The sequence below is a fragment of the Mycobacterium sp. E3298 genome, assembly GCF_001666895.1.
In the GTDB taxonomy this organism is placed as follows: Bacteria; Actinomycetota; Actinomycetes; order Mycobacteriales; family Mycobacteriaceae; genus Mycobacterium.
Genome location: NZ_LZJB01000403.1, coordinates 1 through 12699, shown reverse-complemented (window position 1 = coordinate 12699; position 12699 = coordinate 1). Strand labels below are relative to the sequence as shown.

At 69.5% G+C, this 12699-nt stretch carries 16 protein-coding genes; 13 read left to right on the top strand and 3 right to left on the bottom strand.

The annotated features are described in order from the left end of the window. A partial coding sequence (locus tag A9X05_RS19295; protein ID WP_197498975.1) for a TetR family transcriptional regulator occupies positions 1-133 on the bottom strand: 133 nt, incomplete at its 3' end. A gap of 98 nt (positions 134-231) precedes the next feature. On the opposite strand from A9X05_RS19295, the gene mftA reads away from it, so the two are divergent. The 7 genes from mftA (at position 232) to mftG (ending at position 6718) form a co-directional block, all read left to right on the top strand. After that, a complete protein-coding gene (gene mftA, locus A9X05_RS19290) occupies positions 232-321 on the top strand; it encodes a mycofactocin precursor MftA (protein WP_046186817.1) in 90 nt (29 codons plus the stop codon). A gap of 4 nt (positions 322-325) precedes the next feature. Beyond that, complete coding sequence (mftB, locus tag A9X05_RS19285) at positions 326-598, top strand: mycofactocin biosynthesis chaperone MftB (RefSeq protein ID WP_067753474.1); 273 nt, start codon at positions 326-328, stop codon at positions 596-598. After that, positions 595-1761 carry a mycofactocin radical SAM maturase gene (gene mftC, locus A9X05_RS19280; RefSeq protein ID WP_067783447.1) on the top strand — a complete coding sequence of 389 codons (1167 nt, stop codon included), beginning with the start codon at positions 595-597 and terminating at the stop codon, positions 1759-1761. Before mftB ends, mftC begins: the two co-directional genes overlap by 4 nt. 3 nt (positions 1762-1764) lie before the next feature. Then, positions 1765-2955 carry a pre-mycofactocin synthase MftD gene (gene mftD, locus A9X05_RS19275; RefSeq protein WP_067783444.1) on the top strand — a complete coding sequence of 397 codons (1191 nt, stop codon included), beginning with the start codon at positions 1765-1767 and terminating at the stop codon, positions 2953-2955. Positions 2956-3119: 164 nt separating this feature from the next. Next, positions 3120-3851, top strand: coding sequence for a mycofactocin biosynthesis peptidyl-dipeptidase MftE (gene mftE, locus A9X05_RS19270; protein WP_067783441.1), 732 nt, complete (start codon positions 3120-3122; stop codon positions 3849-3851). Continuing rightward, positions 3848-5260, top strand: a complete 1413-nt coding sequence (gene mftF, locus A9X05_RS19265) for a mycofactocin biosynthesis glycosyltransferase MftF (RefSeq protein WP_067783437.1) — start codon at positions 3848-3850, stop codon at positions 5258-5260. The genes mftE and mftF overlap by 4 nt, the downstream gene beginning before the upstream one ends. An 18-nt stretch (positions 5261-5278) precedes the next feature. Then, positions 5279-6718 carry a mycofactocin system GMC family oxidoreductase MftG gene (mftG, locus tag A9X05_RS19260; protein WP_067783434.1) on the top strand — a complete coding sequence of 480 codons (1440 nt, stop codon included), beginning with the start codon at positions 5279-5281 and terminating at the stop codon, positions 6716-6718. Between the two features lie 219 nt (positions 6719-6937). On the opposite strand, the gene A9X05_RS19255 is transcribed toward mftG, so the two are convergent. Then, positions 6938-7222 (bottom strand): hypothetical protein, encoded by a 285-nt coding sequence (locus tag A9X05_RS19255; RefSeq protein WP_156736834.1) that lies wholly within the window; start codon positions 7220-7222, stop codon positions 6938-6940. 151 nt (positions 7223-7373) lie between these two features. After that, positions 7374-8966, bottom strand: coding sequence for an MFS transporter (locus A9X05_RS19250; RefSeq protein ID WP_067783427.1), 1593 nt, complete (start codon positions 8964-8966; stop codon positions 7374-7376). 142 nt (positions 8967-9108) lie between these two features. Between A9X05_RS19250 and A9X05_RS19245 the strand changes: the two genes are divergently transcribed. The 6 genes from A9X05_RS19245 to rplB form a co-directional block, all read left to right on the top strand. After that, on the top strand, positions 9109-9714 hold the full coding sequence (locus A9X05_RS19245) for a TetR/AcrR family transcriptional regulator (RefSeq protein ID WP_082950301.1): 606 nt from the start codon (positions 9109-9111) through the stop codon (positions 9712-9714). Between the two features lie 337 nt (positions 9715-10051). After that, complete coding sequence (rpsJ, locus tag A9X05_RS19240) at positions 10052-10357, top strand: 30S ribosomal protein S10 (RefSeq protein WP_003873519.1); 306 nt, start codon at positions 10052-10054, stop codon at positions 10355-10357. 14 nt (positions 10358-10371) lie between these two features. Further along, positions 10372-11025, top strand: a complete 654-nt coding sequence (gene rplC, locus A9X05_RS19235; protein WP_067753501.1) for a 50S ribosomal protein L3 — start codon at positions 10372-10374, stop codon at positions 11023-11025. Beyond that, a complete protein-coding gene (gene rplD / locus A9X05_RS19230) occupies positions 11025-11681 on the top strand; it encodes a 50S ribosomal protein L4 (RefSeq protein WP_067783423.1) in 657 nt (218 codons plus the stop codon). The genes rplC and rplD overlap by 1 nt, the downstream gene beginning before the upstream one ends. Then, entirely contained in the window at positions 11682-11984 is a 303-nt protein-coding gene (rplW, locus tag A9X05_RS19225; RefSeq protein ID WP_046183668.1) for a 50S ribosomal protein L23, read from the top strand. A 29-nt stretch (positions 11985-12013) separates the two neighbouring features. Continuing rightward, positions 12014-12699, top strand: a 686-nt coding sequence (gene rplB / locus A9X05_RS19220; protein WP_067783450.1) for a 50S ribosomal protein L2, incomplete at its 3' end; no start/stop codon positions are given.

Below are 12699 nucleotides of genomic sequence, written 5' to 3'. Positions count from 1 at the left end.
TGCCGGCGGCCTGGGCGACGTCGTCGACGCTGACGTCGGCGAAGCCGCGGGCGCTGAACAGCTCGATGGCGACGTCGGTGATGTGGTGCGGCGTTGTCGAGCGGCGACGGCCCACCCGCGGCTGCGGCACCATGACACCCGCCCTTCCATTTCGGCACTCGATGCCATATTCTGACGAAGCTTGTGACTCGATCCCCATCGTTGTCAAGAACCGACGAAAGGCAATGACCCGTGGACCACGAAACCGAGACCGAGACCCAGCTCGTCACCGAGACCCTGGTCGAAGAGGTGTCCATCGACGGCATGTGCGGGGTCTACTGACCCCGTGTTCGACCCCGACCGCGGCTGGCGGTTGCACCCGCAGGTGGCGGTTCGACCCGAACCCTTCGGGGCGCTGCTCTACCACTTCGGCACCCGCAAGCTGTCCTTCCTGAAGAACCGCACCATCCTCACCGTGGTGCGGTCGCTGGCCGACCATGCCGACGTCCATTCCGCCTGCCGCGCGGCGGGGGTGGACGACGCCGGCGAGGCGCCCTATCTGCACGCGCTCGGCGTGTTGGCCGATTCGAAGATGTTGGTACCCCAGGAGGCCCCATGACTGCCACCGTGCCGCGGCTCATCGAGCAGTTCGAGAGCGGCCTGGACGCGCCCATCTGCCTGACGTGGGAGCTCACGTACGCATGCAACCTGGCGTGCGTGCACTGCCTTTCGTCCTCGGGCAAGCGCGATCCGCGAGAGCTCTCCACCCGTCAGTGCATGGACATCATCGACGAGCTGGAACGCATGCAGGTGTTCTACGTCAACATCGGCGGCGGGGAGCCCACCGTCCGGCCGGACTTCTGGGAGCTGGTCGACTACGCGACCGCGCACCACGTCGGGGTGAAGTTCTCCACCAACGGGGTCCGCATCACCGAAGAGGTCGCCGCCCGGCTGGCCGCCAGCGACTACGTCGACGTCCAGATCTCGCTCGACGGCGCCACCGCGGAGGTCAACGACGCTGTCCGCGGTCCGGGGTCCTTCGCCATGGCGGTGCGCGCGCTGGAGAACCTGGCCGCCGCCGGCTTCGCCGACGCGAAGATCTCCGTCGTGGTGACCCGCCACAACGTCGACCAGCTTGACGAATTCGCCGCGCTCGCAAGCCGTTACGGCGCCACCCTGCGGATCACCCGGCTGCGGCCCTCGGGCCGCGGCGCGGACGTCTGGGAGGATCTGCACCCCACGGCCGCCCAGCAGGTTCAGCTCTACGAGTGGCTGGTGGCCAAGGGCGAGCGGGTGCTCACCGGCGACTCCTTCTTCCACCTGGCGCCACTGGGCTCCTCCGGCGCGCTGGCCGGCCTGAACATGTGCGGCGCCGGCCGGGTGGTGTGCCTGATCGACCCGGTGGGCGACGTGTATGCCTGCCCGTTCGCCATCCACGACCGCTTCCTGGCCGGAAATGTGTTGACCGACAACGGGTTCGACAATGTCTGGAAGAACGCCCCGCTGTTTCGCGAGCTGCGGAAGCCGCAGTCCGCGGGCGCCTGCGGCAGCTGCGGGCACTACGACGCCTGCCGGGGCGGCTGCATGGCGGCCAAGTTCTTCACCGGCCTGCCGATGGACGGCCCGGACCCCGAGTGCGTCCAGGGCCACAGCGAGGCGGCGCTGGCCCGGCGGCGCGAGACGCCGCGCCCCCGCGCCGACCACTCCCGGAAGTCCGGCGGCCCGGTACCCCTGACACTGTCTCGGCCGCCCGCCCGCCTGTGCAACGAAAGCCCCGTTTAGACCATGGCCGGCCAATGGTTCGAAACGGTCGCCATCGCGCAGGAACGCGCGAAACGGCGGCTGCCCAAATCCGTCTATTCGTCCCTGATTTCCGCGAGCGAAAAAGGGGTCACGGTCGGCGACAATGTCGCGGCGTTCAGCGAACTCGGTTTCGCGCCCCACGTCGTCGGCGCACAGGAAAAGCGCGACCTGGCGACCACCGTTATGGGCCAAGATATTTCACTGCCGGTGATCATTTCGCCCACCGGTGTCCAGGCGGTCGACCCCGACGGGGAAGTGGCCGTCGCGCGGGCCGCCGCGGCGCGCGGAACTGCGATGGGCCTGTCCTCGTTCGCGAGCAAACCGATCGAGGAGGTCATCGCCGCCAACCCCAAGGTCTTCTTCCAGGTGTACTGGCTGGGCGGGCGGGACGCGATCGCCGAGCGGGTGGAACGGGCCCGTCAGGCCGGCGCGGCCGGCCTGATCGTCACCACCGACTGGACCTTCTCCCACGGCCGCGACTGGGGCAGCCCGCAGATCCCCGAGCAGATGAACCTGCGGACCATCCTGCGGCTGTCGCCGGAGGCGATCACGCGTCCGCGGTGGCTGTGGAAGTTCGGCAAGACCCTGCACCCGCCCGAGCTGCGGGTGCCCAACCAGGGGCGCCGCGGCGAGCCCGGCCCGCCGTTCTTCGCGGCCTACGGGGAGTGGATGGGCACGCCGCCCCCGACGTGGGAGGACATCGCCTGGCTGCGGGAGTTGTGGGGCGGGCCCTTCATGCTCAAGGGTGTGATGCGCGTCGACGACGCGAAAAGGGCTGTGGATGCCGGAGTTTCGGCGATCTCGGTGTCGAACCACGGCGGCAACAACCTGGACGGCACGCCGGCGTCGATCCGGGCCCTGCCCGCGGTGGCCGCCGCGGTCGGCGATCAGGTGGAGGTGCTGCTCGACGGCGGCATCCGCCGCGGGAGCGACGTCGTCAAGGCCGTGGCGCTGGGCGCCCGCGCGGTGATGATCGGCCGCGCCTACCTATGGGGCCTGGCGGCCGCCGGCCAGGCCGGCGTGGAGAACGTCCTCGACATCCTGCGCGGCGGCATCGACTCGGCGCTCATGGGGCTGGGCCACGCGAGTGTGGCAGACCTCGGCGCGGACGACATCCTGGTGCCGCCCGGCTTCACCCGGGCGCTCGGCGTGCCACCCACCGGGAATACCTGAGCAGCCAATTACCGATATCCGCGGCAGGCCTATCCGGATGATTGACGCCCCCGCAAACGGTGGTACAAGCGTGGTGCCCGTGACGAACGAGCACAAAATTCGAACGCCCGATGAACCAGCCAGAAAAAAATAGTTTTCACCAGACAACAATTGGTGCACGCCAGGTGAATTCGTCCTACCATCACCGAGTGCCCGTACTCGGCGAATTGGCGATGGCCACATCAGGCCGGCTATCGGGCACCTCGCCGTCGATATTGATCCCGCTCGGGTCCACCGAACAGCACGGTCCGCACCTGCCGTTGGACACCGACACCCGCATCGCCACCGCGGTCGCGCGCGGCGCCCGGGCCGGTATGGACGGCGACTGGTGGGTGGCGCCGGCCGTCGCCTACGGCGCCAGCGGCGAGCACCAGAGCTTCGCCGGAACGATCTCCATCGGTACCGAAGCCCTGACCGCGTTGCTGGTCGAGTACGGCCGGTCGGCCGCCGACTGGGCCCGGCGCCTGGTCTTCGTCAACGGCCACGGCGGCAACATCGCCGCCCTGACCGCCGCCGTGACCCGGCTGCGGGCCGAGGGCCGCGACGCCGGCTGGTGCCCATGCCTGGCCGGCGGCGGCGATGCCCACGCCGGGCACACCGAAACCTCGCTGGTGCTGCACATCTCGCCAGCCGACGTGCTGACCGACCGGTGGCTCGCGGGCAACAGGGCGCCGCTGTCGGAATTGCTGCCGTCGATGCGCCGCGGGGGAGTCGCCGCCGTCAGCCCCGTCGGCGTGCTGGGGGACCCGACCACCGCGACCGCCGCCGACGGCGAGCGCATCCTCGCCGAGATGGTGGACACCTGTGTCCGTCGAGTGGTCCGCTGGTCGCCCGGGCGCGACGGAATGCTGACATGAGCCAGCCCCGGCTGCCCGACGGCTTCGCCGTCCAGGTCGATCGCCGCGTCCGGGTGCTGGGCGACGGCTCGGCGCTGCTCGGTGGTTCGCCGACGCGGCTGCTGAAGCTGGCGCCGGCCGCCCAGGACTTGCTCTGCGACGGCCGGCTGAAGGTGCGCGACGACGTGAGCGCGCAGCTGGCCCGGACGCTGCTGGACGCCACGGTGGCGCATCCGCGGCCCGCGGGCGGACCGTCGCACCACGACGTGACCGTGGTAATCCCGGTGCGGGACAATCTTTCCGGCGTGCGCCGCCTGGTCAGCTCGCTGCGCGGCCTGCGCGTCATCGTGGTGGACGACGGTTCCTCGCCGCCGATCGAGCCGGCCGACTTCGTCGGCGCGCACTGCGACGTCGAGGTGTTGCGCCACTCGCGCAGCAAGGGCCCGGCGGCCGCGCGCAACACCGGGCTGGCGGCCTGCACCACCGACTTCGTCGCCTTCCTGGACTCCGACGTCGCGCCCCGGCGCGGATGGCTGGAGGCGCTGCTCGGGCATTTCTGCGACCCCACCGTCGCCCTGGTCGCCCCGCGCATCGTCGGTTTGTCGCACAGCGAGAACGTGGTGGCGCGGTACGAGGCGGTGCACTCGTCGCTCGACCTCGGCGAGCGCGAAGCGCCGGTGCTGCCCCACAGCACGGTGTCCTACGTGCCCAGCGCGGCGATCATCTGTCGCTGCGCCGCCCTGCGCGGGGTCGGCGGGTTCGACGAGACCCTGCAATCGGGCGAGGACGTCGACCTGTGCTGGCGGCTCATCGAAGCGGGCGCGCGGCTGCGCTACGAGCCCATCGCGCTGGTCGCCCACGACCATCGCACCGAGCTGCGGGATTGGATCGCGCGCAAGGCATTCTATGGCGGTTCGGCCGCGCCGCTGTCCGTCCGCCACCCGGACAAGACGGCGCCGGTGGTGATCTCCGGCTGGGCGTTGATGACCTGGATCCTGGTGGCGTTCGGGACCAGCCTGACCCAGCTGGCGTCTGTCCTCGTCGCCGTGCTCACCGGTCGCCGGATCGCCAGGGCCATGCGGGGCGCCGAGACGTCGATCACCGACGTGGTGCTGATCGCCGGCCGCGGCCTGTGGTCGGCGGCGCTGCAGCTGGCGTCGGCCCTGTGCAGGCACTACTGGCCGCTGGCGTTGCTGGCCGCCACGCTGTCGCGGCATTTCCGACACGTCGTGCTGGTCGCGGCGATCATGGACGGCGTGGTGGACTGGCTGCGCCGCAGGGACGCCGTCGGCGACGACGCCGAACCGATCGGCCTGCTCACCTACCTGGTGCTCAAACGTGTCGACGACCTGGCGTACGGGCTCGGATTGTGGTGGGGTGTGCTGCGGGAGCGCAACCTGCGCGCGCTGAAACCGCAGATTCGGAGCTAGCCGCCACCTTGACCCCCCTTGAGTAAGGCCGCCCCGCACAGCGACGTGCTGATCGTCGGTGCCGGCAGCGCTGGATCGGTTGTTGCCGAACGTCTTTCCATCGATCCCCGCCGCACCGTGACCGTGCTGGAGGCGGGGCCGGCCCTCGATGACCCCGGATTGCTCGCTCAGACCGCCAACGGTCTGCAGCTGCCGATCGGGGCCGGCAGTCCACTGGTGCGGCGGTACCAGACCAGCCTCACCGATCGGCCCATGCGCCGGCATCCGATCGTGCGCGGGGCCACGGTCGGCGGCTCGGGCGCGGTGAACGGCGGCTACTTCTGCCGCGGGCTGCCCCGCGACTTCGATAGCCTGGCGCTGCCCGGGTGGGCCTGGTCCGATGTCCTGGGCAGCTTCCGGGCCATCGAGACCGACCTGGATTTCGCCGGCCCCGCCCACGGCGACAGCGGCCCCATCCGGGTGCGGCGAACCCACGAAATGACCGGAACCACCGAGCGTTTCATCACCGCCGTGCGCGGCGCCGGGTTCGACTGGATCGATGATCTCAACGACGTCGGGCCCGAACCGGTTTCGGGGGTGGGCGCCGTTCCGCTCAACATCGTCGACGGCGTGCGCACCGGATCCGGAGCCGGCTTTCTGCTCCCGGCTCTTGGCCGGCCGAACCTGACGTTGCACGCGCGGACACGCGCACTGCGTTTGCGATTTGCCGGGACCGCGGCGGTCGGTGTCGACGCCATCGGCCCGCACGGCGGCGTGACCGTCACCGCCGACCGGATCGTGTTGTGCACCGGCGCCATTCAAACGGCGCAGCTGCTCATGCTTTCCGGCGTCGGGACGGAGGAGGGTTTGCGGGCCGTTGGCGTGCCCGTGCTGGCCCCGCTGCCGGTGGGGGAGTCGTTCAGCGATCACCCCGAGTGGGTGCTGTCCACCGACTGGACGGTGGCGCCCGGCCGGCCGGTTCTCGAGGCCGTCCTCAGCACCGCCGATGACCTCGAGATCAGGCCCTACACGGGCGGATTCGTCGCGATGACCGGTGACGGCACCGCCGGGCACGCCGACTGGCCGCACATCGGCGTGGCGCTGATGCAGCCGCGGGCGCGCGGGCGCATCACGCTGGTGTCGGCGGACCCCGACGTGGCTCCCCGCATCGAGCATCGTTACGACAGCGAGCCGGACGACGTCGCGGCGCTGCGGCGCGGGGCCGAAATGGCTCGTGAATTGGCCGGTGCGGCAACGGATGTCGGCGCCCCGGTGTGGTCGACATCGCAACATCTGTGCGGCACGGCGCCGATGGGTCCCGATACCGACCCGCGGGCCGTCGTCGACCCGCGCTGCCGGGTGCACGGCGTCGACAACCTGTGGGTGATCGACGGCTCGATCCTGCCGGCCATCACCAGCCGCGGGCCGCACGCCACCATCGTGATGCTCGGGCACCGGGCCGCGGAATTCGTTGATTGAGGCGCCCGGGTATGGGGGCGGGCCCCACGGTGAGGCATGGGGCCCGCCCGCGAGCGGTTGATGTTCATGCGGTCCACGTAGATGGCCACGACAAGTGGCGGTGCGCGCGCAAGAGTGCGTCGCGCGAACGATGCGTCGCAATATTCGTGGACGGCACGACCGCTGTCTCGCTCGTTCGACCTCCCTTCGATCGTCTGAAAAGGGCTTAGCGGCTTGGTGTCACGCTTGCCGCGGAGGTGAACGCTCCCGCGCCCAGACCAGGGAGACCGGCCAGTCGGTTCGGCGTCCGCGGGCGTGCGTCGAGCACGCGGTGTCAGTCGGTTCGGTGGACACGATGGTGCCCGTGCGGCGGCGGCGCCGCCGCACCGAGGGCAATTCGCAGGTGGGGTGTCGAGCCGGGCCGCTCGGTCGCCGCAGGCGTATCCATTCGGCCTCCACGATCGCCGCCGCCTCGCACAGCGCCGGGCATCCCGGCTCGACCACGCTCGTATTACTTATCAACACCACATCCACCTCGCGCTTACTTCAGAGATGACCTGTATCTGTCGATGTACATCCGGTGATACCAGAACCGGCGGACGTTTTCAAGCACTCCCGGCGGGGTCAAGTCGGTTGAACCCGATGTCGGACAACGGTATTGGAACGGCGTGGTGGGTTAGCGGCGCCGGGAGAGCAGGCCCCGAACCGGTCGCAGCTGTCGGCCGTCGCGGCCGGGGGCCCAAACGCCGACCAGCATCGCGGCGACGGCGACGATCACGGCCATCGTGATGGTCGACGCGTGTAAGGCCGCCAGGAACGCGGTCTTGCTGGCCTCGGCGAGCTGGTGGCCCTGGGGCCCCAGCCGGCCGGCGACCTCGACGGCCTTGGCCAGCGAATCGGTGGCCGGGCCGCGGACCGGCTCGGGGAAGCCCGCCAACTTCGGCGCGAGCTCGTGCGAATACCGGCCGGCCAGAATGGAACCGGCCACCGCGATGCCCAGCGCGCCGCCCATCTCCCGGGAGGTGTCGTTCACCGCGGAGGCGACGCCCTGCTTCTCGTCGGGCACCGCCCCCATGATCGCCGACGTCGTCGGCGCCGTGCAGATTCCGATGCCGGTGGCCAATATCAATGTCGGCCAAGCGAATTCCAGATAAGAGGAGTGCAGGTTCAGCCGGTACATGCAGGCGAAGCCGACCGCCATCAGCAACGTCCCGACGAACAGCACAAGGCGCAGACCGAGTTTGGGCACGTACCAGAAGGACAGCGCCGAGAAGATGGCGAGCGGCACCATGAACGGCCCGAAGGAGATGGCCGTCGCTAGGGGCGAATAGCCCATGATCTGCTGCACGTACTGCATCCCGATGTAGAAGAACCCGAACGTCGCGCCGAACAGGATGACGATCGCTGCGACGCCGGTGGCGAAATTCGGGTCGGCGAACAGCCGGACGTCCAGCAGCGGTTGGCGGCCGCGCCCGGCGAGCCGCAACTGCACGGCAGCGAAGGCCGCGGCGAGCACCGCACCCGCGGCCAGGCCGCCCCAGACCAGCGGGTCGCTCCACCCTCGGGTCGGCGCCTCCAGGATCGCGGCCACGGCGATGGCCACCGCGGCGCCGATCAGAACGGCGCCCAGCGAATCGATCCGCGGCGCGCCGCTGTCCCGCGACGAGGCGACGGTGCACGCCAGCGCGAAGATGACCAGCCCGGCGGCGCCCAGGGACCAGAAGATCGCGTGCCAGTCCCAGAACCGCAGCAGCAGGCCCGAACCGAGCATGCCCAGCACGCCGCCGGACCCGGCCGTTCCGGCCCAGATGCCGACCGCCTTGGTGCGGTCGTCTTTCGGATAGGCCACGGTCAGCAGCGACAGGGTCGCCGGCATCACGAAGGCGGCGCCGATGCCGGCCACCGCCCGCCCGGCGATGAGCTGCGCCGGGCTGTGCAGCATCGCCGGCGCCATCGAGCCGACCGAGAAGACGATCAGCCCGATCAACAGGGCGCCGCGCCTGCCGTAGCGGTCGCCGATCGCGCCCGCCGGCAACAGCAGGCACGCGAGCGCCACGGTGTAGCCGTCGACGACCCAGTTGAGCTGGGACTGCGTGGCCGAGGTGGCCACCGCCAGGTCCCCAAGCGCGGTGTTCAGCGCCGTCATCGACGCGACGACCAGCGCGACGCCCATGCAGGCGACGGCCAGCGTCCAGTTTCGCGCTCGGGGGCTACCGCCGATGCCGACTGCGTCAGTACGCTGGTCGGGCCGGGCCAGGGTTTCGACCATGCTGCGCCTCCTCACGGTGGCGTTGGGAGTTTCGAGACCAATGGTCTTGTAGGTAGACCGATAGTCTCGTTCTCAAACTCGGAGGTGGGTCACAATTACCGGCGGTACCACCGATCCCCGTCCAGCGCGTTCGCGGGCCCGTTTGCTCGAGGCCGCGGCCACGTTGCTGCGGTCAGGGGGGCCCAGCGCGGTGACCGTCGACGCGGTCACCCGTACCGCCAACGTGGCCAGGGCCACGCTGTATCGCCACTTCCCGAGCGGAAACGACCTGCTGGCAGCGGCTTTCAATAGCCTCATCCCGCCGTCTCCGACGCCGCCGGCCGAGGGATCGCTGCGTGATCGCCTGGTGGCGGTGGTGCTGGCCCAGGCGGAGTCGGTGGCGCAGGCGCCGGCGCTGATGACGGCCATGTCGTGGTTGTCCATGGGGCGGGACCTGGACGAGCTGCCGGAACCCCGCGACTGCGCCGTGAACAGCACGGCGATCACCACGCTGCGTGAGCGCATCGCCCAGCAGTACGCCGCGCCGTTCGACGCCATCTTCGACAGCCCCGAGGCCGCCGAGCTGGGCGAGGTGGACCGGTCGCGGGCCATCGCGCTGCTCATCGGGCCCCTCGTGCTGGGCCGCCTGTCCACGCTTCCCGACTTCGATTACCGCGAGTGCGCGCTCGCCGCGGTCGACGGTTTCCTCTATGTTCAGCGCGCACACAACCGGGCGGGCGCCGCGAGCGTCGAACCGGCGGGCGCCTGAGGGCCAAAAGGGCAGGTCGGCGGCCTTCGCCCGAGATTTGGCCAAACCCATGATCTAGGGCATACTGTTCAGGTTGCCTTGGGCCAGGTTCGCGCCTGGTCGGGCATACGACCAGCGCCCAAACGGGCGCGTCCGGTCCCATCCTTGGAGCGCGACAATTTCGCCGCGGTCCAGGCTGCGTGAGGGTGACACACCCGACCGCGGGGGCCGGTGGACCACGACAGGTAAACAGCGGCGCAGTATCCGGCGCGACGCTCGATCGGCCAGGCCGATCAGCGCGCTGGGAGCACCAGGTCCGGACACGGATTTTTGTAAGTGGAGTGAGGGTAGGAGAAGCGTGGCGGGACAAAAGATCCGCATCAGGCTCAAGGCCTACGACCATGAGGCCATCGACGCATCGGCGCGCAAAATCGTCGAGACCGTCGTCCGCACGGGTGCCAGTGTCGTAGGTCCGGTGCCGCTGCCGACCGAGAAGAACGTGTATTGCGTCATCCGCTCTCCGCATAAGTACAAGGACTCGCGGGAGCACTTCGAGATGCGTACTCACAAGCGGCTGATCGACATCCTCGACCCGACGCCGAAGACCGTCGACGCGCTGATGCGCATCGACCTTCCGGCCAGTGTCGACGTCAACATCCAGTAGGAGATCCAGAGCTCATGGCAAGAAAAGGCATTCTGGGTACCAAGCTGGGCATGACGCAGGTGTTCGACGAGAACAACCGGGTCGTCCCGGTGACGGTGGTCAAAGCAGGGCCCAATGTGGTCACCCGGATCCGCACACCCGAGCGCGACGGTTACAGCGCCGTTCAGCTGGCGTACGGCGAGATCAGCCCCCGCAAGGTGAACAAGCCGGTGACCGGGCAGTACAGCGCCGCGGGTGTCAACCCGCGCAGGCACCTCGCCGAGTTGCGGCTCGATGACGAGGCCGCGGCCAGCGAATACGAGGTCGGCCAGGAGCTGACCGCGGAGATCTTCGCCGACGGCAGCTACGTCGACGTGACCGGAACCTCGAAGGGGAAGGGCTTCGCCGGCACCATGAAGCGCCACGGTTTCCGCGGCCAGGGCGCCAGCCACGGTGCGCAGGCGGTCCACCGCCGGCCGGGTTCCATCGGTGGTTGTGCCACCCCCGCCCGGGTGTTCAAGGGCACCCGGATGGCGGGCCGGATGGGCAACGACCGGGTGACGGTGCAGAACCTGGTGGTGCACAAGGTCGATGCCGAGAACGGCGTGCTGTTGATCAAGGGCGCGGTCCCCGGCCGCACCGGTGGGCTCGTGGTGGTCCGCAGCGCGATCAAACGAGGTGAGAAGTAATGGCAGCACTCAAGATCGACGTCAAGACGCCCGACGGCAAGGTCGAGGGCTCTGTCGAGTTGCCGCCCGAATTGTTCGACGCCCCGGCCAATATCGCGCTGATGCACCAGGTGGTCACCGCGCAGCGGGCGGCGGCGCGTCAGGGCACGCACTCGACCAAGACCCGCGGTGAGGTCAGCGGCGGTGGGCGGAAGCCGTACCGGCAGAAGGGAACCGGCCGCGCCCGTCAGGGTTCGACGCGGGCCCCGCAGTTCACCGGCGGTGGTGTGGTGCACGGTCCCAAGCCGCGCGACTACTCCCAGCGCACCCCGAAGAAGATGATCGTCGCGGCGTTGCGCGGCGCGTTGTCCGACCGGGCCCGCAACGGCCGCATCCACGCGGTCACCGAGCTGGTGTCGGGTCAGACGCCGTCGACCAAGAACGCCAAGGCGTTCCTGGGCACGCTGACCGATCGCAAGAAGGTGCTGATCGTGATCGGCCGCAGCGACGAGGCCGGCGCCAAGAGCGTGCGCAACCTGCCCGGCGTTCACATCCTGACGCCCGATCAGCTCAACACCTATGACGTGCTGCGCTCCGACGACGTGGTTTTCAGCGTCGAGGCCCTCAACGCCTACATCGGTGGCAACACGGCTAGCACCGAGGAGGTTTCGGCGTAGATGGCGACCATCACCGACCCCCGCGACATCATCCTGGCCCCGGTCATCTCGGAGAAGTCCTATGGGCTGCTGGATGAGAACGTGTACACCTTTGTGGTGCACCCCGATTCGAACAAGACGCAGATCAAGATCGCCATCGAGAAGATCTTCTCCGTCAAGGTCGCGTCGGTGAACACCGCGAACCGGCAGGGCAAGCGCAAGCGCACCAGGACCGGGTACGGCAAGCGCAAGGGCACCAAGCGGGCCATCGTCACGCTGGCGCCGGGTAGCAAGCCGATCGACCTGTTCGGGGCCCCGGCCTAGCCGCGCGCGAGAGAAAGACCTGATGAGACATGGCAATTCGTAAGTACAAGCCGACGAGCCCGGGCCGCCGCGGCTCCAGCGTGTCCGACTTCGCCGAGGTCACCCGGGCGGAGCCGGAGAAGTCGTTGGTGCGTCCGCTGCACGGCCACGGTGGCCGTAACGCGCACGGCCGCATCACTACCCGCCACAAGGGCGGTGGCCACAAGCGCGCCTACCGGGTGATCGACTTCCGTCGCAACGACAAGGACGGGGTCAACGCCAAGGTGGCGCACATCGAGTACGACCCCAACCGCACCGCCAACATCGCGCTGCTGCACTACCTGGACGGCGAGAAGCGTTACATCATCGCGCCGCAGGGCCTTTCGCAGGGCGACGTGGTGGAGTCGGGCGCCAACGCCGACATCAAGCCGGGCAACAACTTGCCGCTGCGTAACATCCCGGCCGGTACCGTGATCCACGCCGTTGAGCTGCGGCCGGGCGGTGGCGCCAAGCTGGCGCGGTCCGCCGGCTCGAGCATCCAGTTGCTCGGCAAGGAGGGCACCTACGCGTCGCTGCGGATGCCCAGCGGTGAGATCCGCCGCGTCGACGTGCGCTGCCGCGCCACGGTCGGCGAGGTGGGCAACGCCGAGCAGGCGAACATCAACTGGGGCAAGGCCGGCCGCATGCGGTGGAAGGGCAAGCGCCCCTCGGTCCGCGGTGTGGTCATGAACCCGGT